The organism is Agrobacterium sp. 22117 (genome assembly GCF_052045735.1).
In the GTDB taxonomy this organism is placed as follows: Bacteria; Pseudomonadota; Alphaproteobacteria; order Rhizobiales; family Rhizobiaceae; genus Agrobacterium; species Agrobacterium cavarae.
The window spans coordinates 169,087-193,859 of the sequence record NZ_JBQEPP010000004.1; the positions used below are offsets into that span (position 1 = coordinate 169,087).

25 protein-coding genes are annotated in these 24,773 nt (G+C 58.3%); 8 read left to right on the top strand and 17 right to left on the bottom strand.

The genetic code is table 11. The annotated features are described in order from the left end of the window. The first annotated feature begins 109 nt into the window (after positions 1–109). Positions 110–721 (top strand): TetR/AcrR family transcriptional regulator, encoded by a 612-nt coding sequence (locus tag ACTJKV_RS12790; RefSeq protein ID WP_440598792.1) that lies wholly within the window; start codon positions 110–112, stop codon positions 719–721. A 292-nt stretch (positions 722–1,013) separates the two neighbouring features. On the opposite strand, the gene ACTJKV_RS12795 is transcribed toward ACTJKV_RS12790, so the two are convergent. From ACTJKV_RS12795 to ACTJKV_RS12830, 8 genes are all read right to left on the bottom strand, one after another. Next, positions 1,014–1,571 carry a fasciclin domain-containing protein gene (locus tag ACTJKV_RS12795; RefSeq protein ID WP_027676880.1) on the bottom strand — a complete coding sequence of 186 codons (558 nt, stop codon included), beginning with the start codon at positions 1,569–1,571 and terminating at the stop codon, positions 1,014–1,016. A 131-nt stretch (positions 1,572–1,702) separates the two neighbouring features. Beyond that, entirely contained in the window at positions 1,703–2,116 is a 414-nt protein-coding gene (locus tag ACTJKV_RS12800) for a DoxX family protein (RefSeq protein WP_440598793.1), read from the bottom strand. Positions 2,117–2,188: 72 nt separating this feature from the next. Next, positions 2,189–2,902, bottom strand: coding sequence for an anti-sigma factor (locus ACTJKV_RS12805; protein WP_440598794.1), 714 nt, complete (start codon positions 2,900–2,902; stop codon positions 2,189–2,191). Continuing rightward, on the bottom strand, positions 2,899–3,441 hold the full coding sequence (locus ACTJKV_RS12810) for a sigma-70 family RNA polymerase sigma factor (RefSeq protein WP_440598976.1): 543 nt from the start codon (positions 3,439–3,441) through the stop codon (positions 2,899–2,901). The genes ACTJKV_RS12805 and ACTJKV_RS12810 overlap by 4 nt, the downstream gene beginning before the upstream one ends. Before the next feature lie 885 nt (positions 3,442–4,326). Further along, complete coding sequence (locus ACTJKV_RS12815; RefSeq protein ID WP_062423840.1) at positions 4,327–4,944, bottom strand: hypothetical protein; 618 nt, start codon at positions 4,942–4,944, stop codon at positions 4,327–4,329. A 91-nt stretch (positions 4,945–5,035) separates the two neighbouring features. After that, on the bottom strand, positions 5,036–5,812 hold the full coding sequence (locus tag ACTJKV_RS12820) for a molybdopterin-binding protein (protein ID WP_440598795.1): 777 nt from the start codon (positions 5,810–5,812) through the stop codon (positions 5,036–5,038). After that, positions 5,809–6,663 carry a cytochrome b/b6 domain-containing protein gene (locus ACTJKV_RS12825; protein ID WP_296099931.1) on the bottom strand — a complete coding sequence of 285 codons (855 nt, stop codon included), beginning with the start codon at positions 6,661–6,663 and terminating at the stop codon, positions 5,809–5,811. The genes ACTJKV_RS12820 and ACTJKV_RS12825 overlap by 4 nt, the downstream gene beginning before the upstream one ends. A 78-nt stretch (positions 6,664–6,741) precedes the next feature. Next, positions 6,742–7,002, bottom strand: a complete 261-nt coding sequence (locus tag ACTJKV_RS12830; protein ID WP_296099933.1) for a pentapeptide MXKDX repeat protein — start codon at positions 7,000–7,002, stop codon at positions 6,742–6,744. Between the two features lie 194 nt (positions 7,003–7,196). On the opposite strand from ACTJKV_RS12830, the gene ACTJKV_RS12835 reads away from it, so the two are divergent. The 3 genes from ACTJKV_RS12835 to ACTJKV_RS12845 all read left to right on the top strand — a co-directional run bounded on the left by ACTJKV_RS12835 (position 7,197) and on the right by ACTJKV_RS12845 (position 9,604). After that, a complete protein-coding gene (locus tag ACTJKV_RS12835) occupies positions 7,197–7,751 on the top strand; it encodes a sigma-70 family RNA polymerase sigma factor (protein WP_440598977.1) in 555 nt (184 codons plus the stop codon). Then, entirely contained in the window at positions 7,735–8,379 is a 645-nt protein-coding gene (locus ACTJKV_RS12840; RefSeq protein WP_440598796.1) for a DUF1109 domain-containing protein, read from the top strand. The genes ACTJKV_RS12835 and ACTJKV_RS12840 overlap by 17 nt, the downstream gene beginning before the upstream one ends. 958 nt (positions 8,380–9,337) lie before the next feature. Next, a complete protein-coding gene (locus tag ACTJKV_RS12845) occupies positions 9,338–9,604 on the top strand; it encodes a DUF1488 domain-containing protein (RefSeq protein ID WP_062600410.1) in 267 nt (88 codons plus the stop codon). 740 nt (positions 9,605–10,344) lie between these two features. Here ACTJKV_RS12845 and purU read toward each other — a convergent pair. From purU to ACTJKV_RS12880, 7 genes are all read right to left on the bottom strand, one after another. Then, positions 10,345–11,229 (bottom strand): formyltetrahydrofolate deformylase, encoded by an 885-nt coding sequence (purU, locus tag ACTJKV_RS12850; RefSeq protein WP_313557336.1) that lies wholly within the window; start codon positions 11,227–11,229, stop codon positions 10,345–10,347. Positions 11,230–11,313: 84 nt separating this feature from the next. Continuing rightward, entirely contained in the window at positions 11,314–12,621 is a 1,308-nt protein-coding gene (gene glnT / locus ACTJKV_RS12855; protein ID WP_440598797.1) for a type III glutamate--ammonia ligase, read from the bottom strand. 88 nt (positions 12,622–12,709) lie between these two features. Further along, positions 12,710–14,038, bottom strand: a complete 1,329-nt coding sequence (locus ACTJKV_RS12860; protein ID WP_062600408.1) for an FMN-binding glutamate synthase family protein — start codon at positions 14,036–14,038, stop codon at positions 12,710–12,712. Positions 14,039–14,053: 15 nt separating this feature from the next. Then, on the bottom strand, positions 14,054–14,740 hold the full coding sequence (locus ACTJKV_RS12865) for a protein GlxC (RefSeq protein WP_440598798.1): 687 nt from the start codon (positions 14,738–14,740) through the stop codon (positions 14,054–14,056). A gap of 36 nt (positions 14,741–14,776) precedes the next feature. Then, positions 14,777–15,682, bottom strand: coding sequence for a class II glutamine amidotransferase (locus tag ACTJKV_RS12870; protein WP_112359871.1), 906 nt, complete (start codon positions 15,680–15,682; stop codon positions 14,777–14,779). A 96-nt stretch (positions 15,683–15,778) separates the two neighbouring features. After that, positions 15,779–16,447, bottom strand: a complete 669-nt coding sequence (locus tag ACTJKV_RS12875) for a helix-turn-helix domain-containing protein (RefSeq protein WP_440598799.1) — start codon at positions 16,445–16,447, stop codon at positions 15,779–15,781. 47 nt (positions 16,448–16,494) lie between these two features. Then, positions 16,495–17,469, bottom strand: a complete 975-nt coding sequence (locus ACTJKV_RS12880; RefSeq protein ID WP_440598800.1) for a GlxA family transcriptional regulator — start codon at positions 17,467–17,469, stop codon at positions 16,495–16,497. Between the two features lie 89 nt (positions 17,470–17,558). Here ACTJKV_RS12880 and ACTJKV_RS12885 point away from each other — a divergent pair, with 89 nt between their 5' ends. From ACTJKV_RS12885 to ACTJKV_RS12900, 4 genes are read left to right on the top strand one after another with little or no spacing between them, the layout of a single operon-like run. Beyond that, a complete protein-coding gene (locus ACTJKV_RS12885; RefSeq protein WP_113227547.1) occupies positions 17,559–18,809 on the top strand; it encodes a sarcosine oxidase subunit beta family protein in 1,251 nt (416 codons plus the stop codon). A 24-nt stretch (positions 18,810–18,833) separates the two neighbouring features. After that, the gene (locus tag ACTJKV_RS12890) at positions 18,834–19,109 is read left to right on the top strand and encodes a sarcosine oxidase subunit delta (protein WP_062600402.1); all 276 of its coding nucleotides are present in this window, start codon (positions 18,834–18,836) and stop codon (positions 19,107–19,109) included. Beyond that, positions 19,106–22,069: a sarcosine oxidase subunit alpha gene (locus ACTJKV_RS12895; protein WP_274101819.1), complete on the top strand. Its 2,964-nt coding sequence runs from the start codon at positions 19,106–19,108 to the stop codon at positions 22,067–22,069. The genes ACTJKV_RS12890 and ACTJKV_RS12895 overlap by 4 nt, the downstream gene beginning before the upstream one ends. Further along, positions 22,062–22,610 (top strand): sarcosine oxidase subunit gamma, encoded by a 549-nt coding sequence (locus ACTJKV_RS12900; RefSeq protein ID WP_274101817.1) that lies wholly within the window; start codon positions 22,062–22,064, stop codon positions 22,608–22,610. Before ACTJKV_RS12895 ends, ACTJKV_RS12900 begins: the two co-directional genes overlap by 8 nt. Positions 22,611–22,704: 94 nt before the next feature. On the opposite strand, the gene ACTJKV_RS12905 is transcribed toward ACTJKV_RS12900, so the two are convergent. Together ACTJKV_RS12905 and ACTJKV_RS12910 are read right to left on the bottom strand one after the other, a co-directional pair. Then, entirely contained in the window at positions 22,705–24,054 is a 1,350-nt protein-coding gene (locus tag ACTJKV_RS12905; protein ID WP_440598801.1) for an NAD(P)/FAD-dependent oxidoreductase, read from the bottom strand. Position 24,055: 1 nt separating this feature from the next. Next, positions 24,056–24,757 carry an SDR family NAD(P)-dependent oxidoreductase gene (locus ACTJKV_RS12910; protein ID WP_440598802.1) on the bottom strand — a complete coding sequence of 234 codons (702 nt, stop codon included), beginning with the start codon at positions 24,755–24,757 and terminating at the stop codon, positions 24,056–24,058. Positions 24,758–24,773: the final 16 nt, after the last annotated feature.

Genomic DNA, 24,773 nt, shown 5'->3' on the forward strand with positions numbered 1-24,773 from the left:
GCAGTTACTTGACGGCCACCTCGCATGGTGTTACCGGTAAGTAACAACTGGATAGTTACCGACCAGTCACACCCGTGTCAACGTCACTTCAGGATAAAAATCAAAAATCATGAAATCCGTGAAATCTGATCGCTCCTCCGAACAGAAAATCCCACCTCGTGACCGTATCGTCTCAACGGCCTGTCAACTGTTTCGTGAATATGGGATACGCGGCATAGGCGTCGATGCCATCGCAGAAGCCGCAGCCACCAACAAGATGACGTTGTATCGACATTTCGGCTCGAAGGACGATCTTGTGTGCGAGGCGCTCAAGCACAGTTCTCAAACATTGGAGAATGCTTGGAAAGACCTCGAAACAGACAACCCCGGCGACCCGAGGGCTCAGCTTGCTGCATGGGTAAAAGCGCGCGCTCAGTGTCTCTCAAGTGAGCCATATGGATGCGATCTAGCCAATGCCGCCGTGGAGTTGAAAGAGCAGGGACACCCGGCACACGCGGTCATCGAATCCCTGAAGATGCAACAGCATTCCCGCCTTGCCGATCTCTGTCGTTCAACGGGTGCGAGCGATCCGGAACTTTTGGCTGATACGCTTTCCATGCTGCTGGAGGGAGCGCGCGTCAGCAAGCTTGCAACTGGAAATGAAGGCCCGTCGATGCGGTTTACGCGAGCGTGTGAAGCGGCGATGGTGGCGTTCGGCCTCGGTGCCGGCGCTTTGTCGTAAGTTCCGTTGAAGCGCCAGACAACGGAACCGAAAGCGTCGGGATCGATCGGTGATCTCCGGCGCCTTTTACAAGGCCACTCTCTACAGGAAATAAACTTGAGAACTGCCCTGGGCGGGGTGAAGGGCGCGAAAGGCTTTAGTTGAAGCCCAATATGAAAATCAAAGAGTGAGATCGAGAAATCGCTGGAGTTGCGAAGCTCCAGATCTCCCCTCGGACAGCCGCTACGAGGCCTGGCTCAATGAAAATAAAGCCGGTTTGTTGTCCGGCTTTATCTCAATTCAAAGACGCAAATTACATTTTTGGCAGAAGCACCTTGTCGATGACGTGAATGACGCCGTTCGACTGCTTCACGTCGGCGATCGTGACATGCGCGACATTGCCGTTTTCATCGGTCAGCGTAATCTTGCCCATGCTTTCCTTGGCCTTCAAAACGCAGCCGCCGACGGTCTTGACGTCATGCGTGCCCTTGTCGTCCTTGATCATCTTCTCGATCGCCGTTGACATGGCATTGGCTGCGACGACGTGGCAGGTCAGGACCTTGGTCAACTGTGCCTTGTTCTCAGGCTTCAGGAGTGTGTCGACGGTTCCCTTGGGAAGAGCTGCAAACGCTTCATTCGTCGGGGCGAACACGGTAAATGGCCCCTTTCCTTGCAGCGTCTCGACCAACCCGGCTGCCTTGACGGCGGCGACAAGCGTCGTGTGGTCCTTCGAATTCATCGCGTTTTCCACGATGTTTTTGTCTTCGTACATCGCGGCGCCGCCGACCTTGGGATTGGCTGCGTATGCGCTGCCAGCAGCGATCGCGATTGCGGTGGCACAGGCTGCGAAACGGATTGCGAGCTTGAACATGGTGATTCCTCCTGGCCGATCACCCAGATGCAAGGCTGCATCTCCTAAGGGTCGGCTTCCCTCTTCCGGGACAAGGAGGTTACGGAAAGGCTTGAGAAGAAGTTTCAGGGCCGTCGAATTATTTTACACGATCATCTCTCTTGCTGTGGCCACCTCACCACGCGGCCAGCAAACAAAGGCAACCATATCAGGACGGGCTGGAGGGGTAAGCGCAAAAGGTGGTAGATCCACTCCCACACCGACGGGTCACTAGAAAGCGCATCGATGGCGTGTTTGATATTCGCGGGAAAAACGCAGACCGCATAAAGCGCCAGACCAATGCCTGCGGCCCGCTGAAGTCGTGCGGTTACGATCCCCAACGCACCAGCGATTTCGCAAAGCCCTGTCAGCAAAATCACCAAATGCGGCGACGGAACCCAATCCGGCGTGATTTTCAGAAATGGCACCGGCCACAGAAGGTGCATCGTGCCGACGAAGCCATACAGGCAGGCGAGCCCTGTCGCGCATTTGCGCCGCCAAGCTTCCGTCCTCAGAGAAGCAGCCACGGAGTATCCCATCTCCCCTCCAAATAGGTGCCTTGTGCCATCGCGCAGCGCATCGCCCCGGAAAGCGAAAGCTCAGAGGCTTCTTGCCGTGCCGCTCGCCACGATCGCTCCGGTCGGCTTGCCTGTGGGCGAGCCGCCGAACGGTTCCAGCGACACTGCAAGCGTTGCGCCCCCGCTCAGACGATCACGCATGTCCGATGGAATGACCAGTTCTCCGCCCGTATCTGCCGGCAATATGCCGAGCGAGAAGGGATCCCCTTGCCCAGGCACAAGCCAGAGCTCCAGCGATTTCTCCTGCGCGCGCCCTGCCGCGACAGGTACGATGCGCATTCGCCCGCTTTCGGCATCGTAGGACGCCAGCATGTTGACGGAATTACTGGGTGCCGAGAGTTCCGCAACCAGCCTACCATCCCGAGAAGACGGCGGCGCGATACCCGACGCATAGATCAGGGCGGCAGCAGCGGCCACGGAGGTGCCAAGTGAAAGCCAACGCCAGAAAGCCATTGAATTCCAAAGGCTGACGTTCACCTTACTCGTCAGCGGCGCTGCGAAGAGGCGCTGTTCAAGCTGTTCCAGCACGGCGGCGCGAGGCGTTATCTCGTCGTAGTCCTGATTGAAGGACTCCATGTCGGCCTGCCAGCGCGCAACGATTTGCGAAAACGCCTCATCGCTGGCCATGCGGCGCTCGACCATCCTTCTTCCTTCGATGGACAGAACACCCAAGACATATTCGCCTGCCAGGATTTCGTCTTTTGAGTGCTCGCTTGAGCCGGGATCACGCGTCATCGCTGGATGCACTCCTTAAGCTTGAGGAGACTACGGCGCAGCCAGGTGCGCACCGTATTCAGCGGGACCCGCAGGTCGTCTGCAAGTTCGATGTAGCTCAGGCCCTCGACATAGGCGCGACGAACTGCGCTGGCATGTGCCGGATCGAGCTCTGCCATGCATCTGTCGATCCTGCGGCCCTCATCGATGATGCCCATGCGCTGCTCTGGGTTCGGGGTTGTGTCATCGGCAAGATCATATGCTGCGTCAAGATCATCGGAAACAGGTTTGCGGGCGCGGATCGTATCGATCGCGTGGTTGCGCGCGATTGTCGCAAGCCATGCAAACGGACCACTATGTCCGGTCGCGAAGGTTTTCGCGCGTTGCCAGATCTTGATGTATATTTCTTGCAGTGCCTCTTCAGCATCGCTGCGATTTTTGAGGATGCGCAAACATACGCCCATCAATTTTGGGCTAGTCGCCTGGTAAAGTGCGACAAAGGCGGCGCGGTCTCCCATCGCGACACGATTGATCAAAACTTCGATGTCGTTGCTTTGCATTGAAGAAAACCTTGCCACTCCAACCTTATAGCGGTTGGCTTCTGGAAAAAACAAGGAGCGACGGGCGGTAAACCCGACAAAGACGCTGCTTCTGTCAGTCCATGATCGGCGATTGCCCCGAATATTGCTCATCGCGACGCATCCAAGGTTCTCAACTGGCGTCGGATGAGCCAGAGACCGGATCCTGCCGTAACTGTCGAGAGAAGAGTTCTCCCGATCAGCCCCCGCGCGTCAGCATCGTCGAATGGCTCCTGAGTGTTGCCCGATCGATCAAATGGCAAGGAGCGAAAGCGGCTCTCCATGCTGCTTAACCGGAAGAAGCCGATCGCGACAAACACCATGAGCGTGGCAAGATGGGCAGTGGGACAGGTCCTCATGTGGTCAACTCCGACATTGCCATGGCCTCCAGCCGATACTGCCTCATGCGATTCCGAAGCAGAGCAATCACGCGACAGTTCAGCAGCGCGTTTTCATCCTGAGCGCCTTGCGCGACCTTTCGCGCCCACGTTCAGGCCTTGCTTTCCGACCAGTTACGAACGCGGCGAACCATTAGTTTCAGCGACCGCTCGCCTTCCTCAATTTTCCCTTTGGTTTCTGTAAATTCTTCCACGGCCCGCACCGGACTCGCCGATAGACGGTCTTTCGCATGGCCGAAGCGAGGCGATATACGGCCGCTTATGGTCGGGTCAGGCGATCGCTTCTGCGCGCGCTTCGCCGACGGCGGCTCGGCGAGGACCAGTCCCGTGAGCCTTCATCGCTCTCCGGACGGCGAAGCTTGCCAAGCTTACGTGAATATCGAGCCAAGTGCTCCGCCCTTTTGGCATGTTTCGACCGCCGGCCTTTATCGCCCGACGGTCTCTGTCTACCTGAGGCGGTTTCCTCCGCTCACATCGGCGGAACGACACCATTCGTGCCGACAACCACACGACCGCTCGACATCGAACCGTCGTCTGCCTTTTCGGAGGGTACGAAAACGGTTGCGCCAGGCTTGATGTCGGTTTCCGCAGCATTGGCAAAAGTGACAACCGGCGTGCCATCCGGAATGGTGATCTTCTTTTCCTTCCCCTTGTAGCTCACGGTCACCGCATGACCGTCAACCGACTTTACGGCGTCGGCAACAGTCGCATTGGTCATCGAGCTGTTTGGCTTCAGGTCCCAGGCGTAGCTCCCCTCGCCTGTGCCTTTCATCGCTGCAGGAAAGATCAGCACTTCCAAAGCGCCATCGCCGCCGCTCGCCGTTGGCAGTGATGCGATACCGACGAAGTCACCTGGCTTGATATCGTCAACCGATGCCTTGGCGACGCCGGAGACCTTCCAGCCATCCTTCAGCATGATCTTTGCGCTGCTGCCTTCACGCGTTTTGACGGACAAGATGTTGCCCTGAAGGCTTTCGACGGTGCCACGGACACGAACCTGATCGGCGGCCTTGGCGCCTCCGCCGAGCGTCAACGCAACCAGCGCGCCGGCGAAAAGGGTAAAACCTGTTTTTGAGGTTGAGAACATTGTGCTTCCTTTGTGTTTCAAACCCTGTCTGCTGAACAACCGGCGGAGGCGGGCTGAAAAATCCGCTAGCTATGGAAATCTGGATTTCGACCTATATTCCGGCATACCACTCGTAGCCGCGATCCTCCCAGAAGCCGCCATTTCCGCCGTAGAGATTGGAGAAATCTGCGACGGCCTCGATGCGCATCAGATATTTCGCCTGCTTGTAACCAAGCTGCCGCTCGACCCTCAGCCGCAGCGGCGCGCCATGCGCGACTTCGAGATCTCTTCCGTTCATGGAATGGGCGAGAATGGTTTGAGGATGAAAAGCGTCAACAAGATCGATGCTCTCGTAATACCAGCCGCTGCCATCCAGGGTCTTTTCGTATTCGTCGGCACAGTGAAAGACGATATAACGCGCTTCCGGCTTGAGGCCGACCTTGTCCAGAACGGCAGCGAGCGGCACACCTGTCCACTGACCGGTCGCGCTCCAGCCTTCGACGCAGTCGTGGCGTGTGATCTGGCTGCGTGCCGGCATTGCCTTCAGGGTTGCAAGGGGGAATTTGGTTGGGCGCTCGACGAGGCCACCGACCTCCAACTGCCACTGCGAAAATTGCGTCGACAACAATTGCTGATATTGCGCGCCCTCGGGCATGCTTGTGCCGTTGGCGCGAAAACTTGGCGAGATGTCCGCGAGCGTATACTCGCGCGCCAGGGTGTTGTCGCCGATCAGCAGGCGCTGCGCACGCTTCGTCAGGCCCTCGGCGAGTTTCAGGGTTTTCTGGACCTTATCGTTTTGGACAAGCGCATCGCAGCCACTCAGACCGAGTGCGGATGCGGTAAGCGTTGATCCGATCAGGAAACGGCGACGGGTAATGAGGCGGCTCATGGCTTGAACTCCCCTTCCGGCTCTTCGATGATGACATAACGTCCGGTGATCATCGAGCGCATATTGTTCAATACGCCGGAGACCAGAACCATCACGATGTGAATGACGACAAAGGCGATCAGTGCGCTGGCTGTGATGAAATGCAGTGTCCGGGCCGACTGTCGACCGCCGAACAGATCCAGAAGCCAGGGCGCGAAGGCATTGAAGCCCGGTGACATTGTCAAACCAGTCGCAATCATCAAGGGAAGCAGAAAAAAGATGACCAGAAGATAGGTGAGCTTCTGCAGAGCATTGTAGTGACGCGCTTTTTCGCCCTTCGGAAAGCGCAAACGAGCATGATCAACCACCTCTTGGACGAGATGCGGTACCGCGAGTTCACCGCGCCTAGGCAAAAGGTCCCGATGGAAATGGCGGGCAATGAAACCATAGGCAATATAAATCAGTCCGTTGATGACGAAGAGCCAGGCAAAGAAAAAGTGCCACCGCCGACCGGTGGCGAGATCCTGATAGCTCGGCAACGTCAGCCAGGCGGGAAAGCCGCGGGCCGTAAGCTCCCCATCGACATTGGACACGCCCAGGAAACCGGTCGTCTCAAAGGAGACGTCGCCGATGTGTGTCATGCCCTTGACCCGGTCGCCGTCCTGCACCGCGTCCATGGCAATGAAGGCCGGGTCGTCATCGGCGCCATATTGACCCCAATAGAGAGCCGGATGCGCGTTGAAGATTTGCAGTCCGCTAAACAGCAGCACAGTCATGAACAGAACGTTCAACCAGTGCGATAGGCGTACGGTCAGACTGTGTCGCCTGATGAGAATTCGTTTTCCAGTGACGGGTTGTGCGGTCGCATCCATAATTTCCCTCGAGCGCCAGCGTTATCGTCGATACGAAACCGCCCCCGCAAAAGTTGCGTTTCGCGGGGGCGGACAGGATCATTTCATCGCGTCGCATTTCTTCATCATGTTGGACTTTTTCATCGAGTCCTTTTCCATGCCGGCCTTGTGCATACAGTCGGTCTTGCTGCCGGCCATCTTCATGCTATCGGTCTTCATGGTGTCTTTCTTCATCGTATCCATCTTCATGGTATCGGTCTTTTTCATTGCGTCGGAGGACTGAGCCTCAGCGGTGCCTGCCGCAAAGGAAAGACCAAGAATGACGGCGCCGATGGCGACAGCGAAGGAACGAATAGTCATGATGCGTCTCCCGTTTGATGTGCTCGCCGCGTGTTTGCGCCGAAGGTTCACATCAGGCTCATTCGCGGAAGGCGGGAGTTGGTAACAGGCATCACGCGTTTGTGATCGCAAACTCGGTCTGGCTGAACTTTTCTCGATTTTACCATCGATGCTGTGTAACCGTTTCGCCGTAGGGCCGTATGAAGCTGGAAGACATGATGGCGATGAGCGAATTTGAGCTGAAGGCGTTGATGCTTCTGTCCCTTGACGGGGACGAGAATGCCTATCGCTGTCTGCTCGGTATTTTGCGGCATCTGCTGGAGAGCTATTTTAAACGACGGCTGACGTCGAACGCGCAGGACACGGACGATCTGATCCAGGATACGCTTCTGGCGCTGCATCAGCGCCGGATCACCTACGATCGCGAGCGACCGTTCACGGCCTGGTTCTTTACCATCGCACGCCACAAGCTGGTCGATCACCACAGGCGACGAGGCGGGCGATCGGTTGTCAGCCTGGAACTGGTCGAGGGCGTCGCGGACGGCTATTCCGAAGACGCGATCCTCGCGAGCATGGATGTGGAGCGATTGCTCTCTGGCATTCCGGCGTGGCAAAGCGACTTGATCCGGCGCGTGAGGTTGGAGGGTCGTTCGGTCGCCGAGGCGGCAGTTGCCAGTGGCAAGACGGAAGCAATGGTCAAGGTCAGCGTTCATCGCGGCATCAAGGCGCTGGCTGCGAGATTGAGAGGCGAACGTGGCGAAAACGGATGATCTGATCGATAGCCTGGCAAGAGGGCTGCAGCCTATACGGTCGCATGCTCTTCTCCGCTTACTCTCCAAAGCGCTGCTGCCTGGCGTCTTGCTGTCTGGTGCATTTATCCTGCTCCTGCACGGTTTGCGTCCAGACATAATCTCGGCAATGTCCCTTCCCGCCTTCTGGGTGAAATCATTCTATCCGCTGGCGCTGGCGATCAATGGTATCTGCGCCGTGTTGATTGTCTCGCGCCCCGGTGGGCTGCCGATATCGGCAGGCTTGGCCTCGATTGGCATCTATATGCTGCTAGCAATGCTGGGGCTCTGGCAGTTGCATGCATCGCCAGCTATGGACTATCCGAATTTGATTTTCGGCGTCTCCTACTGGTTCTGCCCACTGATCATTGTCGCGTCCGCCGCTCCCGTCTTCGCCGCCAATATCTGGTTCTTGCGACGTTGCGCACCGACGCGGTATCGACTCGCCGGATTTACCGCTGGCATGATGGCAGGGGCCGCAGGGGCGTGGACCTATTCCTGGGCATGTATCGAAAACGGCCTTCCATTCGTGACGCTGTGGTACTCGCTCGGTATTGTTATATGCGGCCTGATCGGCATGGCGCTCGGCACGCGCCTCTTGCGCTGGTAGCGTGATCGTTTGGAGACGGCCGAGCTGGTTTTCGCCAACCTCGGACCGTCCGGCGCGGGACCTCAAAGCTCCTGAGCGGCAGAGAGCAATCACTCCCCTAGCTGATGACGTTGGTGGAGTTCGTTAGACGAGCAGCAATTTATGCCTGCGATGACAGCCAGTACCGGCTATGCCGACGTTTGCCCGTACGCGTCAGTGCACCGATTTCCACGAGCTGCTGAAGCGAGCGCGCGGCCTATTCAGCCGTTGCCGTCCTCGAATGGATGTTTGCTTTCAAACTAAAGCTGACCGACGGCGACATGGGAGAAGCTTGAGCGGCGTTTGGCCATCGTGCCTGGATTGATTGCGCCTTGTGATGAAGCGCTCCATTCTCAACGGCAACCCGGCAAGACGAGGGAGCCTCGAAGCGGATGTGGGGCCTGGCCAATCGACCTGACACGATCCGCATAGCGTCTTGATGCGTGCGGTAAGCACCCACCGTCTCAATATATAAGTTTCCCGCCATCAGCATCGAATGCCGGTGGGACAGGCCCTCATGATCCAGCACTCTACGCTTTGGCCCAGCCTCCCCTTGTAATCCGATATTCCAGCACGACTTAAGATAGCAGTGACGGCTCGTCTTCAGGGTGCTGTCATCAAGGGTGCAAAACCTTGCCCCAACAAAGGAGGACGGAATGTCTTCCAATCCAGCAGCCTCGTCTATCGACCTCGCCGGCTCCAAGGTGGTGAGGGAAGTCTTAAAGTCCGCCGGCCGTCGGGAATCTCAGTCGAACGAGAGTTCCGACATGAAGCGTGACGCCTCGCCCATCCTCTCAGCCGTGTCACGCAGGGGTGTGAGAGCCAAATCGGCTCTCCTGAGTTCCCTCGCCAACCGGAAACAGTCGTCGACACGAGCAAGTCCAGATCCCCAGCCAAAGAGTAGCGCTGGTGATCATTGGCAAGATGACGGTGGACGCTGATGGGCATCTCGTTTCCAAACAAAGCTCGTAGTTTTGACGACAGAAAGCGCTGTGTCCGTTTCACCGGATACGACGGTATGTTCGAGATCAAATTCTATCTGGCGACCGAAGTCTTGGCCCATGGGAAATCGTCCCGAAATGTCACCGAGGCAGATTATTTGATGGCGTTCGATGCCTTGCGCCCAAGAATTCTGCAAGCGGCGACCTCCGCTTACTCCAAAGTTCGATCCAGCGTGATTACGTTGGATCTCGCGCATTTTCGTTGAGCATATCGTGGTCCTGAACGGATACGATCGTTCATCATCCAACCAAGCCAGCGCCACCGCTGCAAACGGTGGCAGCGAAAACTATGCGTGTGAGTGAGTTCGCGAAAGAGTTTCGTCTGGGTCAAGCAGAGGAGAACCGGTCTGCCTCTGAGAATGTCCGCCAGAACTGATGATGGTCCGGCCCATCGAGGACGGACAAATGGTCTTTGGGTCGGTCTTACCGCAACGCCATTGCGGAATGGGCAACGATTACAACAATTTCCTGGCGCACTCATCGCTCTGACTAGACCCCAGCGGAATATGCCGGGATGATCGGCATCTGGCGGTTCAAAACCGCTTAAGCTCCGAACGCGACCGGATGAATCTTCGGTGGCAGGTCAGGCATGCGCTGCCTCGTTCCTTGCTTCCAACGTTAAGAATTCAACCGGTCAGTTTACAGATGGCTTTTCGCCCGTGTCGGCTGACGGACCTAGGAAGACGCGCTCGTTCTGCTCCGCTACAATCTTGGCCTGCTGCGGACCGCGAGGCGACAAGTATCTGACGCCTCTCTATTCGTGAGCTTGATATATCGCGCGCACCGGCATCGGATGTAGCGCTATTGCGCCTCTTTAGCCGGATTCTTGATTTGCCTCGTGCGCTGCTAATGTTGTTGAAAAGACAATTATCCGCAACTGAGTAGAGTAAGGGCATCCATTGCTATGGCCCGAACTCCGGCGGTGGCGTTCGGCGCATGCAGCAACTTACCCCATCCGCTCCGACGCATAGGAACCCGGGCTTGGCGGGAAGACCACGGTGCGGTTGCCGTTGATGAAGGTGCGGTGGTGGATATGCGCATGGATGGCACGGGCCAGAACCTGGCTTTCCACATCACGGCCAAGCGAGACGTAATCGTCTGCCGACTGGGCGTGGGTGATGCGCACTGTGTCCTGCTCGATGATCGGACCTTCGTCGAGATCGGCGGTGACGTAATGGGCGGTGGCGCCAATCAGTTTCACGCCACGCTCATAGGCCTGCTTGTAAGGGTTGGCGCCCTTGAAGCTTGGCAGGAAAGAGTGGTGGATGTTGATGATCTTGCCTGACATCTTGCGGCACATGTCGTCTGACAGAACCTGCATGTAGCGTGCCAGGACCACGAGTTCGGTGCCGGTGCTTTCGATCAGGTCGTTCAGCTGCGCTTCGGCCTTCGGCTTGTTTTCCTTCGTCACCTTGATGTGGTGGAAGGGAATGTCGTGGTTGACGACAACCTTCTGGTAATCGAAGTGGTTGGAGACGACGCCGACGATGTCGATCGGCAGCGCGCCGATCTTCCAGCGATAGAGCAGATCGTTGAGACAATGACCGAAACGCGACACCATCAGCAGCGTCTTGGTGCGTTCGCCATCGCTGTAGATCTCGGCCTCCATCTTGAAGCGCTCGGCAACCGGCTTGAAGCCTTCCTTGATGTCTGAAAGCGACACGCCCTCTTCCGAAATGAAGGAGACGCGCATGAAGAACTTGCCGGTTTCGAGGTCGTCGAATTGCGAGCTATCGACGATGTTGCAACCCTTGTCCGCGAGATAACCCGAAATGGCGGCGACGATGCCGCGTGTGGATTTGCAAGCTACGGTCAATACATAGGTCGTCATCCGGCGCCCTCTCTGTCATCGATGGAAAAAACCCGCGCTATGCAAGGAGCGCGGGAAAAGCCGCAAAGCGGCGGGGAAACGTCGTCAAACGTCGAGCGTGGTCTGGTGCTCCCAGGCGGTGAACTGCGAGCAGTAGCTGTTCCACTCACCATGCTTAAGCTTCAAATAGGCCTTGGAGAACTCGACGCCGAGCGCCTGCTGCAGCGCCTCATCTTTCTCATATTCGCGCAACGCATCGAGAAGATTAAGCGGCAGTTTCGGCGCATTGGTGACCGTATGGCCTTCGCGATACATGTCGATATCGTGATGTGGACCTGGATCGGCCTGAGCGCGAACGCCGGAAAGGCCGGCTGCGATTATGATGGCCTGGAGCAGATAGGGGTTCACCGCACCGTCCGGCAGACGAAGCTCGAACCGCCCGGGCCCCGGCACGCGCACCATATGGGTGCGGTTGTTGCCGGTCCATGTCACCGTGTTGGGTGCCCATGTGGCGCCGGATATGGTGCGCGGCGCATTGATGCGCTTGTAGGAATTGACGGTGGGATTGGTGACAGCCGCCAGCGCGGAGGCATGTTTCATGATACCACCAAGAAAGGTCTTGCCCTTGGCGGAAAGGCCGAACGGCATTGCCTTGTCGGCAAAGGCATTGACCTTGCCGTCCAGATCCCACACGGAAATATGCGCATGGCAGCCATTGCCTGTCAGGCCCTTGAACGGCTTCGGCATGAAGGTGGCGCGAAGCCCATGCTTTTCTGCAACGGATTTGACCATGAATTTGAAAAAGGAATGCTTGTCGGCCGTTTGAAGCGCGTCGTCATATTCCCAGTTCATTTCAAACTGGCCGTTCGCGTCTTCATGGTCGTTCTGGTACGGCTTCCAACCCAGCTCCAGCATGTAGTCGCAAATTTCGGCAATCACATCGTAACGACGCATCACCGCCTGCTGATCGTAGCAGGGCTTTTCGGCGGTATCATATTCGTCGGAAATCTTGCTGCCGTCGGCGGAAATCAGGAAGAATTCCGGCTCGACACCGGTCTTCACCCGCAAGCCCTCGCTTGCGGCTTCGGCAACCAGTTTCTTCAAGACCACACGCGGCGCCTGTTCGACCGGCTGGTCTTCCATCACGCAATCGGCAGCGACCCAGGCGACATCCTTCTTCCATGGAAGCTGGATGACCGAGGAGGCATCTGGCACGGCAAAAAGATCAGGATGAGCGGGTGTCAAATCGAACCAGGTGGCAAAGCCTGCAAAGCCCGCGCCGTCCTTTTGCATGTCAGCGATCGCTTCGGCAGGTACCAGCTTGGCGCGCTGCCCACCGAAGAGATCGGTGTAACTGATCATAAAATATTTGATGCCCTTTTCGGCTGCATATGCGGAGAGGTCCAGTGTCACGTCATTCCCCTTTTTTTGGTATCAGACACTTGATTTTAGAAAGACGGCCGCATCCTCCCAAACGCGCCCGTCCTTAAGGCATGCTTTTTTAGAAGCCACCTTTACCGGGAAACCAGTTCGTTCCCGCCAGCGGCACCTGCGCCATGGCTGCGGCCTCCATGGTCAAGGCCACGAGATCTTCCGGCTCCAGATTGTGGAGGTGGTTCTTGCCGCAGGCGCGCGCGATGGTTTGCGCTTCCAGCGTCATCACCTTCAAATAATTGGCAAGGCGGCGACCAGCGGCGACCGGGTCGAGACGCGCGGCAAGCTCCGGATCCTGCGTCGTGATGCCAGCCGGGTCTTTGCCTTCGTGCCAGTCATCATAAGCGCCAGCGGTGGTGCCGAGCTTCTGGTATTCCTCTTCCCATTTCGGGTCGTTATCGCCAAGCGCCACGAGTGCCGCGGTGCCAATCGCCACCGCATCGGCGCCAAGCGCCAGAGCCTTCGCCACATCGGCGCCGGAGCGAATGCCGCCCGATACAATCAATTGCACCTTGCGATGCATGCCAAGATCCTGAAGGGCCTGGACTGCGGGACGAATGCAGGCGAGCGTTGGCATGCCGACATTTTCGATGAAGACGTCCTGCGTTGCAGCCGTGCCGCCCTGCATACCGTCCAGCACCACCACATCGGCACCGGCCTTTACCGCAAGCGCTGTGTCGTAATAGGGGCGCGCGCCACCGACCTTGATATAGATCGGCTTTTCCCAGTCGGTGATTTCGCGCAGTTCGAGGATCTTGATTTCCAAATCATCCGGGCCGGTCCAGTCAGGATGGCGGCAGGCCGAGCGCTGATCGATGCCCTTCGGCAGATTGCGCATAGTGGCAACGCGGTCGGAAATCTTCTGGCCGAGCAGCATGCCGCCACCGCCGGGCTTGGCGCCCTGGCCAACGACCACCTCGATGGCATCTGCACGGCGCAAGTCCTTCGGGTTCATGCCATAACGCGAGGGCAGATACTGGTAGACGAGGGTCTGGCTGTGGCCGCGCTCCTCATCCGTCATGCCGCCATCGCCCGTCGTCGTGGAGGTGCCGGCAATCGTGGCGCCACGGCCAAGGGCCTCCTTGGCATTTCCGGACAGCGCGCCGAAGCTCATGCCCGCAATCGTGATTGGCGTTTTGAGCGTAATCGGCTTTTTGGCAAAGCGGGTTCCAAGCGTGACGCTCGTATCGCATTTCTCGCGATAGCCTTCGAGCGGATAGCGCGAAATGGAAGCACCAAGAAACAGCAGGTCGTCAAAATGCGGCACCTTGCGCTTCGTGCCCGCACCGCGAATGTCGTAAATGCCGGTGGCCGCAGCGCGGCGGATTTCCGCCAACGTATGGTCGTCAAAGGTTGCGGACTTGCGCGGCGGGGTGAATGGGTTGTGATAGCTCATCGGTAAATCCCTGCCTCAATACGCATCGGCGTTGTCGATGTTGAAGGTGTAGAGCGTGCGGGCAGAGCCGTAGCGCTTGAACTCGCCCGGCTTGACATCGGTGATGCCGGCCTTGTCGAGAAGCTCCGCCAGCTTTTCCAGATGCTCGGGCCGCATGTCCTTTTCGATGCAGTCGGCGCCGAGGCTCTTGACCGAGCCGCGCACGAAAAGCTTCGCCTCGTAAAGACTGTCGCCCAAGGCGTCGCCCGCATCGCCGCAGACGACGAGATGGCCGGACTGGCCCATGAAGGCCGACATATGGCCGATATTGCCCTGCACGACGATATCGATGCCTTTCATCGAAATCCCGCAACGGGAGGCGGCATTGCCCTTGATGACGAGAAGCCCGCCGCGACCGGTGGCACCCGCATATTGAGAGGCGTCCCCTTCAATGACGACGGTACCGGACATCATGTTTTCCGCGACACCCGGACCGGCGGAGCCGTGAACGGTGACGGTGCCACCATCATTCATACCGGCGCAATAATAGCCGACCGAACCATGCACATCGACGGTTACGGGACTGTCGATGCCGACGGCAACGGCGTGATGGCCCCGCGGATTGACGACTTCAAATTCGGTGTCGTTTACACCAGCAGAAAGGCCGTGCAGCGCCTTGTTGAGGTCACGCAGCGGCGTATGAGAGAGATCGAAGACTGGCATGGATATGACTTTCACACGGATAGGCCGAGAGCGGCATCAGGCTGCTTTTTCGTGATCCCAGAAGTAAACGGTCGCAGGCTCCGGTTCCCAGACGCGGGCGGTCTCAATGCCCGGCAGATTGACCAAGGCGCGATACTCCGAGCCGAAAGCGACATACTGATCGGTTTCGGCCATAACAGCGGGTTTGCAGGCAATCGGATCGCGAACGACGCCGAAACCGGACTTCGTGCCGACAACGAAGGTGAAGAAGCCGTCCAGATCGTCGAGTGCACCGGTCAGCGCCTCACCCAGGTCCTTCCCCTTGGCCATTTCTGCTGTCAGGTAGGCGGCAGCCACTTCGGAGTCGTTCTGGGTTTCGAAACTCATGCCTTCACGAACCAGTTCGCGGCGCAGATTGTTGTGGTTGGAGAGCGAACCATTATGCACGAGGCACTGATCCGAGCCGGTGGAGAAGGGATGCGCGCCAAGCGTCGTCACCGCCGATTCCGTTGCCATGCGGGTGTGGCCGATGCCGTGGGTGCCTGCCATGGAGCGCACGTCGAAACGGGCCACCACATCCTTCGGCAGACCGGTTTCCTTGTAAATCTCGACGCTGTCACCGGAGCCCATGACGCGGACATTGGGGCGGAGAGCGGAAAGAACGGCACGGATGCCATCAAGCTTGTCCGCCGGGATGTCCAGAACCGCGTGCGTGCTCTTAACCGTCACCGCAGCCGCAACGCCCTTCTCCTTCAGCGCCTCTGCAAGTCCTGTAAAGTCTGCATCAGGATCGGCGGACTGGATCGTTACCTTGGCGCGTCCTGCGGCAGCGCCGCCGTAGATCGCGATACCGGCCGAGTCCGGTCCACGATCGGTCATGGTGATCAGCATGTCAGAGAGCAGCTGACCCAACTGCGGTTCCAGGCTTTTGTCTTTCAGGAATAGTCCAACAATGCCGCACATCGACAGGCACCTCCGTTCGTTTCTGAACAAAGGCGTATCACACGAAATTTCAAGACGTCAACTATGAGGAATATTTTTTTCCTTTAAAGCAATTTATCAATCGCCCGTTACTCGTCGTTGAGGGTAGGAGATGATCGACAAGTAACGTGCGGGAAGCTGCACCAACACTTCCGGTCCGTGCGGCGCATCGGCATCGAAAAACAGGCTATCCCCCGCCTGCATGGTAAAAAGCTGTTCTCCGTGGCGATAAACGACCTCGCCCTCCAGCATGTAGAGAAACTCCATGCCCTCGTGCTGGAAGGTGGGAAAAACGTCGGAATCGGTCGTGAGCGTGATGAGATAGGGTTCGACCGTCACTCCGCTGGTGTTGTTGTCGATATGCCCGAGCAGGCTGTACTGGTGGCCTGCGCGCGTGCCTCTGCGGTCGATATTGACGCCTTGCCCGGCCTTGACGAAGGTGGCGCTGCGCGGCTCCTCAAAGCCTCGGAAGAAGGCGGTGATCGGTACACCCAGCGCCTTGGAGAGCGTCTGCAACGTCGTCAGCGATGGCGAGATGTTACCGTTCTCGATCTTCGACAACATGCCAACCGACACGCCGGTTGCGGAAGCAAGGTCGGTGACGGTGATGCCAAGTTTCTTCCGATAGGCTCTCACCTCGTGACCGATGGCCATCTCCAGATTGTTGACCCTCGGTTCGCGAACGGCATGCGGATCCTGCGACAGGACCTGTTGCGCGGCTTCTATGCTGATGGATTTTTTCGCCATGGAGCCTCCGGAAGGGTATGGTCACTCTTCTTTAAAGGAAGAATATTTTAATTCGTAGGAAATCTTTGTCGGACAGCGCCCGGCGTTTTTCCGAAATGAGCCTTGAAGCTCCCGGAAAAATGACCCGCGCTGGAAAAGCCGGTGGCAAAGGCCACTTCCGCTATGGACAGTGGGCTTTGTTCCAGCAGTCTTCGGGCGTGATCAAGCCTGATGGCACGATAGGTTTCCAAAAATGACGCCCCAAGTTGATCGGCGAAAAGTCGGTCGAGGTGGCGTATGCTGGTTCTGGCAAGTTTCGCCATGGTGTTGCGATCGAGCGGGTTCTCAATCGTCGCCTCCATCTTCTCCAGTACGGTGAGCAAGGCGGGATGATGGGTGCCATAGCGTTGGGCGATCGAGCCACGCTGCGGCGCACCCGGTTCGGCCACCGCCGTATGCAGGTACCAATCGCTGACACGCCTTGCAAAATGGGCGCCCATGCGCTGCGAAATCATCGCATGCATCATATCGAGCGGTGCAACCCCGCCCGCACAGGTGATCCGGTCGCCATCGAACACGAAGCGCGCCTGCCGCGGCGTCAGATGGTTGAAGGCTTCTCGCAGCACGGGCGCGTGTTCCCAGTGAATGGTGAAGTCGCGATGATCGAGCAAGCCTGCCGCCGCCAGAACATAGGCGCCGCTGGAAATGCCGCCGATCTTGACACCCTGCCGTGCAAGACGGCGCAAAAGCGCAAGTGAACCCTCCGATAAAGCCCAGTCCTGCGGCGTGCCACCTGCACAGACAAAAATCGTGTTGCACCCTTCGCCAAAGCTCATCAGCGGCTGGCACTCCACAGTGATGCCAGACGAACTTCTCACCGCCTCGCCACCGAAGGATAGGGGAACAGCGTCATAAAGATCCGTGCCGGCAATCAGGTTTGCTGCGCGCAATGGCTCGGCTGCGGAGGCATAGGACATCAAAGCAAAGTTCGGGATAAGAACGAAGCCGATGCGCTGGACATTTCTTTGATCGGGATGGCGCATGTCCCATTCTTATATAGAAACGTCCTTTTTATGCAATCGTGTGACGGATTGCACGATTACTCTGGTCGGACATCCGTCGAGGTATTGCCATGCGCTATTCAGCCCTCTCCATTTTGATGAACGGCCTTCGTGGCAACAAGGCCTGGAAGCCTGCCTGGCGGGACCCCGCGCCCAAACCCCATTACGACATCATCATCGTGGGCGGCGGCGGACATGGGTTGGCGACCGCCTATTATCTGGCGAAGGAATTCGGCATCACCAATGTGGCGGTGCTGGAAAAGAACTACGTCGGCTCCGGCAATGTCGGGCGCAACACCACGATCATTCGGTCCAACTACCTGCTGCCGGGCAACAATCCGTTCTACGAACTATCGATGAAGCTGTGGGAAGGTCTGGAACAGGATTTCAACTTTAACGCCATGGTTTCCCAACGCGGCGTTCTCAATCTCTATCATTCAGACGCGCAGCGCGATGCCTATACGCGTCGCGGCAACGCCATGCGGCTGCACGGCGTCGATGCCGAATTGCTGGATCGGGCCGCCGTCAAGTCCATGCTGCCGTTTCTCGATTTCGACAATGCGCGCTTTCCCATTCAAGGGGGATTGTTACAGCGGCGCGGCGGCACAGTACGTCACGATGCGGTTGCCTGGGGTTATGCCCGTGGGGCCGATCAACGCGGCGTCGACATCATCCAGGGCTGCGAAGTGACAGGCATACGCCGCGAAAACGGCAAGGTGGTTGGTGTCGAAACGAGCCGCGGCTTTATCGGCTGCGGCAAGCTGGCGCTCGCAGCCGCCGGCAATTCCTCCCAGGTCGCCGCCATGGCCGGGCTTCGGCTACCAATAGAAAGCCACGTGCTGCAAGCTTTCGTTTCGGAAGGACTGAAACCCTTCATCGATGGCGTCGTCACCTTTGGTGCCGGACATTTCTACGTCTCACAATCCGACAAGGGCGGTCTCGTCTTCGGCGGCGATATCGATGGCTACAACTCCTATGCACAGCGCGGCAATCTCGCGACCGTCGAACATGTCGCGGAAGCCGGCAAGGCGATGATCCCCGCGCTTTCCCGGGTCCGCGTGCTTCGTTCCTGGGGCGGCATCATGGATATGTCGATGGATGGGTCGCCAATCATAGACCGCACGTCCATCGACAATCTCTATCTGAATGCTGGCTGGTGCTACGGTGGATTCAAGGCAACGCCTGCCTCAGGCTTCTGCTTTGCTCATCTTCTGGCGCGCGGTGCACCGCAGGAAACGGCCACCGCGTTCCGTCTGGATCGCTTTCAACGCGGCTATCTCATCGACGAAAAGGGCCAAGGCGCCCAGCCCAATCTTCACTGACAAAGCGGATCAAGGACGTTCGAAATGGCAAGTCTCGTGCCCTGCCCGCATTGCGGGCCAAGACCCAAGGAAGAGTTCACCATCAAGGGTGCCGTTCTTCAGCGACCCGCACCGGACGCCAGCGCGGAGGCATGGTTCGACTATGTCTATCTCCGCGACAATCCGCGTGGCGATTATGAGGAATATTGGCACCACACGGCAGGCTGCCGCCGGTGGCTTGTGGTGACCCGCAATACGGCAACGCACGAGATCAGCACCTGCGAAGATGCAGCCGACAAGACAAAGGTCAAAAGCGCATGACATCCCACCGCCTGCCCACTGGCGGTCTGATCGACCGCTCCAAGCCACTCTTCTTTACCTTCGATGGAAAGGCGATGCAGGGTTTCCAAGGCGATAGCCTCGCCTCTGCCCTGCTTGCCAACGGCCAGCAACTCGTCGGCCGCAGCTTCAAATACCACCGTCCCCGCGGCATCCTGACCGCGGGTGCAGCAGAACCAAACGCCCTGATGACGATCGGCAACGGCGGCAGAACCGAGCCCAATACCCGCGCCACGATGCAGGAGCTCTATGCCGGTTTGGAAGCGCGAAGCCAGAACCGCTGGCCGTCTCTCGACTTCGACATCGGCGCGATGACGGGCCTGATCTCGCCCTTTCTCAGCGCGGGCTTCTACTACAAGACCTTTATGTGGCCCGCCGCCTTCTGGGAAAAGCTCTACGAGCCCTTCATCCGCCGCGCAGCAGGCCTCGGCAAGGCAAGCTACGAGGCCGACCCCGACGCCTATGACAAATGCTGGGCGCATTGCGATCTACTGGTAATCGGCGCTGGTTCTGCCGGACTCGCAGCCGCTCTCACCGCCGGACGGACAGGTGCGCGCGTTATCCTTGTTGACGAACATCCCGTCGCGGGCGGCGGGCTGCTTTCAGAAACGGCGACCATTGGCGGCACCAGCGCGCCGGATTTTGCCGCAACCTGTATTGCCGAGCTTGAATCCCTTCCGAATGTCACCGTCCTGACCAGAACAACCGCCTTCGGCTGGTATGATGGCAATGTGTTCGGCGCGGTGGAGCGCGTGCAGAAACATCTACCCGATCCCAAGCTTCATGTGCCTGTGGAACGGTTGTGGCGGATCGTCGCGAAACGCGCGCTTCTGGCAACCGGTGCGGAAGAACGGCCCCTGGTTTTCGGTGGCAATGATGTTCCAGGCGTGATGATGGCGGGCGCGATGCGCAGCTATCTCAACCGCTATGCCGTCAGCCCCGGCAAAGCGACGGCGATTTTCACCACCAATGACAGCGGCTATGCGCTGGCGCGTGACCTGGAAGCGAAAGGTGTCTCGCTCGTCGCCATTATCGATAGCCGCAGTGAGGGAAATCTCTCCTATGGCGGAAAGGCGCGCGTCATCAAAGGCGGCGTCGTTGCCAACACCCGGGGCAGCAAGGCGCTCACCGGAGTCGAAGTCTACAGAAACGGCAGCACCGAGCATCTGGATGTCGATGCGCTTGCTATGTCTGGCGGGTTCAGCCCGGTCATTCACCTCGCCTGCCACCGGGGCGGAAAACCCGTATGGTCGGACGAAGAGGCGGCCTTCCTCGCGCCCGGTCGTCTCGAAGGGCTTGATCTCGCCGGTGCCGTCTCTGCCACGCATGGCCTCGCCGCATGCCTTGAAGAGGGTGCAAACAAGGGTGCGGAGTTGGCGAAAGCGATCGGCTTTGCCGCGACCGCGCCGTCCTTCGGACCGGTCGAACACGATGTCGTTGCCGCACCGGCAAAGCCGCTCTGGTCCATTCCTGGCGTGAAAGCCAAGGCTTTCGTCGATTACCAGAACGATGTGCATCGCAAGGATCTCGGCCTGGCGGTGACCGAAGGCTATGCCCATGTGGAGCTTGCCAAGCGCTATACGACCAATGGCATGGCAACGGACCAGGGCAAGCTTTCCAACGTTAACGCCATTGGTCTTTTGGCTGAGGCGCGCGGCGTTTCTCCGGCAGAGGTCGGCACCACCACCTTCCGACCTTTCTATACGCCGGTTTCTTTCGGCGCGCTCACCGGTGCCTATCACGGCCATCATTTTCAGCCGGTGCGCAAATCACCACTGCATGGATGGGCGGAGAAGAATGGCGCTGTGTTCGTCGAAACCGGGCTCTGGTATCGCTCATCCTGGTTTCCGCGACAGGGCGAAAACGGTTGGCGCGAAAGCGTTGATCGCGAAGTTCTGAATGTGCGAAAGAATGCAGGGCTCTGCGACGTTTCCATGCTCGGCAAGATCGAGGTTTGCGGGCGCGACGCCGCAGAATTCCTCAACCGGGTCTACTGCAATGGCTTCCTCAAGCTTGCCGTCGGCAAGGCGCGTTACGGCCTGATGCTGCGCGAGGATGGTATGATCTATGATGACGGCACAACCAGCAGGCTGGACGAAAACCGCTACTTCATGACGACGACCACGGCCTATGCCGCGGGCGTGATGAACCATCTGGAATTCTGCGCCCAGGCGCTGTGGCCGGATCTCGATGTGCGGCTCGCCTCCGTCACCGATCAATGGGCGCAGATGGCGATTGCCGGACCGAAATCGAGAACCATTCTTGAGAAGATCGTCGATGATGATCTTTCGAATGACGCTTTTCCCTTCCTTGCCGCGAAAGAGGTCTCTCTGTTTGGCGGAAAGCTGAACGGACGCCTGTTCCGCATCTCCTTCTCGGGCGAGTTCGCCTATGAGCTTGCCGTTCCCGCTGGCTATGGCGAGAGCGTTGCGGATGCGCTGATGGAGGCAGGCAAGCCGGAGGGTATCATGCCCTATGGCGTCGAGGCGCTGAGCGTCCTGCGCATCGAGAAGGGTCACGTCACCCATAATGAGATCAACGGCACGGTCGTGCCGGCCGATATCGGCTTCGGCAAGATGGTGTCCGCCACCAAGGTGGATTTCATCGGCAAGGCGATGCTGCAGCGCGAAGGGCTGTCAGCCAGCGACCGGCCAAATCTGGTCGGCGTTGTCCCGATCGATAAAAACCATAGCTTCCGCACCGGCTCCCATATTCTGGCGAAGGACGCCGCTGCGACACTGGAGAACGATCAGGGTTACGTCACCTCCAGCGCTTTCTCTCCCCATCTCGGATCGACCATCGGCCTTGCCCTCGTGAAGAAGGGGTCACACAGGCATGGCGAGGAGGTCATCGTGTGGAATGGCATTCGCAACGAATATACCGCCGCGCGCCTGTGCGATCCGGTTTTCCTCGATCCCAAGAACGAGAAGCTCCATGCCTGATCAAAAGCTTGATTTCAAATCCGGCTTTCAGCCGACATTACGCCCCGTGCTTGGCATGAAAAAAGCTTTCGCGTCCAACATGATTACCCTGTCCGCCTTGCAAGAAGGCAGCGTCATCCACGTATTGGCAGAACCATCCGCGCCTGCGGTGGAAGACCGCCTGCGCGCAATCGGCAAGGGTGATGTTCGCACTGTATCGCCGGCGCAATGGTTTATCGTCAGCGATGAACGTCTGTCTCACGGCGAGTTGAAGGCTCTGCTCGACGCGCTAGAGCCACAAGCGATGGGTGTGGACCAAAGTCAGGGTCGGGTTCGCATCCGTATCGAGGGCAAGATGGTCGAACGCGTTCTGGCCAAGGGGACGGCGGTCGATCTCTCTCTTCCGGCCTTCCCTGTGGGCAGTTCTGTCACGACACTGGTCGGCCATATCACCGCCCACCTCACTCGTTTGGAAGAGAGCGCCTTCGAGATCATCGTGCTGCGCGGCTTTGCCGAAAGCCTATGGGACGATCTCGTTAGAATGAGCGCGGAATTCGCCTGATCCATTCACGGCGCTGCGACTAATGCCCGTCGCAGTCTTCGAGATTCGCCAGCGTGTCGGCATCGCAAGAGCGCTGCACACTATGGGGCGTTCTTTAAAGCCAATACTGGATTTCCGGACGGCTACCATCGCTGAACCGCGAGAAGCGGAATGGTGTCGGATCGACACAGGGCGTGTCGCCTGTTGCGAGATCGCTGAGAAGACGTCCGGCCCCCGGCCCAATGCCGAAACCATGGCCCGAAAAGCCGGTTCCGACGATGAGGCCAGGGAGGGCCTCCACCTCTGATATGACCGGAATGACATCCGGCATCGTATCGATCATCCCTGCCCACCTCTGGGCAATCGGAACGTCCCGCAGTGCCGGAACACTTGTTCGCATTGCAGCCTCGACACTCGTCAAAAGATTGGCGTCGGGCGTTGGGTCGAGAACGCGGATTTTTTCAAAGATGCTTGCCTGATCGAAAGCCCGGTGTCTGTATCCGATCAGTTCATCGAAGAAGGGTTTGCCGAAGCTCAGCTTCAGGGATTTCCGCTCCATCATGAAAGCGGGCAGAAAGTCACGGAAGAAACGAAAGCTATCGGGCACGATATCGACAAGGCTGGTGGCCGAAGACGCCACCGTGTAACCGCCGTCCATCCTCTTGCGAAGTGTGAAATCCGAAAAGCCCATCGTAGGCTCAATACCTGCATCGACGGGAGCTGTCCGCATGACCGACGACAAGACCTTCAACTGCGGCAGGCGAAGGCCGTGGCGCGACAGAAGATGCGAGGACCAAGCGCCCCCTGCGACGATGACGGTCGAGGCTCTTATGCGGCCTTTCTCGGTTACCACCCCTGCAATGCGTCCCGCTTCGATATCGAGACCACGGACGGCACACCGCTGAAGGATGAAGGCGCCGTCCCGTTGGGCGCGTGAGGCGATGGCGGGCGCAGCCAGTTGCGGTTCGGCTGACGCATCCTCCGGGACGAAGATGCCGCCGAACGTCGTCCTGTCCATCCCGGCCACAAACGCCGCAACGTCTTGTGGTTCAAGACTTCTGACACCGATACCGAACTCACGCCCCAGAACGGCCCAACGCTCATATCGCGCGCGCGCCTCTGGCGTTTTGGCTGCATAAATGATGCCACGCTTTCGGTAGCCGACATCCACGCCGGTCTCCTGATGCAGCGTTTCCCATATCGCATGGGATTGCAGCATCAGCGGCAATTCGCGTGTGTCACGACCGGTAAGACGCACCCAGCCCCAGTTGCGACCGGACTGTTCGCCACCGACAATGCCTTTTTCCAAGACTGCGACCCGGACGCCACGCCTGGCGAGCTGAAATGCGGCCGAAACACCGATGATCCCGCCGCCGATGATTGCCACATCAACCGCCTCGGGCAGGTCTTCGGCATTCGCGACAGGGGTGATCGCGGGCATGTGATACGAAAAGGCAGCGTTCATGTCAGTAACAGTCTTCCACACTAAAATGCACCGGTATCTCAGAAATACTGGCTGTGACGGGCAGCTCCAGCACCATATGCACGATCCGCGCAATATCCTCCGGTTGGGTTAGCTCATTGCTATCTCTGCCCGCAAGGGCGTTACCCATATCCGTTGCCACGAAGCTTGGGCAAATGATCGTAGAACGTACTCCGCTTTCCTTACCGCATTGGCGTAGCGCGTGGCCGAGTGCAACGACCGCAAATTTGGACATTGCGTAGAGACCGGAACTGGCTGACTTCACCCTCTTGCCAGACAGCGACGCGACCGTAACGATGCGCCCGACCTTCGCATCGGCAAGGTAGGGCCAGGCGTGCTGGCTCAGCCGCATCGGCGATTTGACATTCACGTTGAAGATCATGTCGAAGTCATCGTCCCCGGCGTCAAGAACTGACTTCGGTATCATGATACCAGCGTTATGAACCAGGCCATCCAGACGGCCAAAACGGGCGATGGTTGCCTCGACCCATGCCCTCTCGCTTTCCGGATCAAGCGCATCGAATGGGCAGACCAAGGCATCAGGATGATCTGAAAAACGCGACGATGCAGGCGCGCGCACCCCAAGGCTGACGTTCCAGCCAGCAGAGAGCAGTGTCTCCGCGATGGCTGCGCCGATGCCGCGCGACGCACCGCTCACCATCGCCACCCGCTTTTCCGAGATCATGCCCTTATCCTTTCCG

Coding starts and splice junctions, on each gene's coding strand:
- ACTJKV_RS12885 (WP_113227547.1), top strand. CDS start 17,559: ATGCGCTATTCAGCCCTCTCCATTTTGATGAACGGCCTTCGTGGCAAC.
- ACTJKV_RS12865 (WP_440598798.1), bottom strand. CDS start 14,740: ATGCCAGTCTTCGATCTCTCTCATACGCCGCTGCGTGACCTCAACAAG.
- ACTJKV_RS12805 (WP_440598794.1), bottom strand. CDS start 2,902: ATGACGCGTGATCCCGGCTCAAGCGAGCACTCAAAAGACGAAATCCTG.
- ACTJKV_RS12835 (WP_440598977.1), top strand. CDS start 7,197: ATGATGGCGATGAGCGAATTTGAGCTGAAGGCGTTGATGCTTCTGTCC.
- ACTJKV_RS12875 (WP_440598799.1), bottom strand. CDS start 16,447: ATGGCGAAAAAATCCATCAGCATAGAAGCCGCGCAACAGGTCCTGTCG.
- ACTJKV_RS12810 (WP_440598976.1), bottom strand. CDS start 3,441: ATGCAAAGCAACGACATCGAAGTTTTGATCAATCGTGTCGCGATGGGA.
- ACTJKV_RS12910 (WP_440598802.1), bottom strand. CDS start 24,757: ATGATCTCGGAAAAGCGGGTGGCGATGGTGAGCGGTGCGTCGCGCGGC.
- ACTJKV_RS12795 (WP_027676880.1), bottom strand. CDS start 1,571: ATGTTCAAGCTCGCAATCCGTTTCGCAGCCTGTGCCACCGCAATCGCG.
- ACTJKV_RS12900 (WP_274101817.1), top strand. CDS start 22,062: ATGCCTGATCAAAAGCTTGATTTCAAATCCGGCTTTCAGCCGACATTA.
- ACTJKV_RS12870 (WP_112359871.1), bottom strand. CDS start 15,682: ATGTGCGGCATTGTTGGACTATTCCTGAAAGACAAAAGCCTGGAACCG.
- ACTJKV_RS12820 (WP_440598795.1), bottom strand. CDS start 5,812: ATGAGCCGCCTCATTACCCGTCGCCGTTTCCTGATCGGATCAACGCTT.
- ACTJKV_RS12905 (WP_440598801.1), bottom strand. CDS start 24,054: ATGAACGCTGCCTTTTCGTATCACATGCCCGCGATCACCCCTGTCGCG.
- ACTJKV_RS12825 (WP_296099931.1), bottom strand. CDS start 6,663: ATGGATGCGACCGCACAACCCGTCACTGGAAAACGAATTCTCATCAGG.
- ACTJKV_RS12895 (WP_274101819.1), top strand. CDS start 19,106: ATGACATCCCACCGCCTGCCCACTGGCGGTCTGATCGACCGCTCCAAG.
- ACTJKV_RS12890 (WP_062600402.1), top strand. CDS start 18,834: ATGGCAAGTCTCGTGCCCTGCCCGCATTGCGGGCCAAGACCCAAGGAA.
- purU (WP_313557336.1), bottom strand. CDS start 11,229: ATGACGACCTATGTATTGACCGTAGCTTGCAAATCCACACGCGGCATC.
- ACTJKV_RS12815 (WP_062423840.1), bottom strand. CDS start 4,944: ATGTTCTCAACCTCAAAAACAGGTTTTACCCTTTTCGCCGGCGCGCTG.
- ACTJKV_RS12880 (WP_440598800.1), bottom strand. CDS start 17,469: ATGCGCCATCCCGATCAAAGAAATGTCCAGCGCATCGGCTTCGTTCTT.
- ACTJKV_RS12860 (WP_062600408.1), bottom strand. CDS start 14,038: ATGAGCTATCACAACCCATTCACCCCGCCGCGCAAGTCCGCAACCTTT.
- ACTJKV_RS12790 (WP_440598792.1), top strand. CDS start 110: ATGAAATCCGTGAAATCTGATCGCTCCTCCGAACAGAAAATCCCACCT.
- ACTJKV_RS12845 (WP_062600410.1), top strand. CDS start 9,338: ATGGGCATCTCGTTTCCAAACAAAGCTCGTAGTTTTGACGACAGAAAG.
- ACTJKV_RS12830 (WP_296099933.1), bottom strand. CDS start 7,002: ATGACTATTCGTTCCTTCGCTGTCGCCATCGGCGCCGTCATTCTTGGT.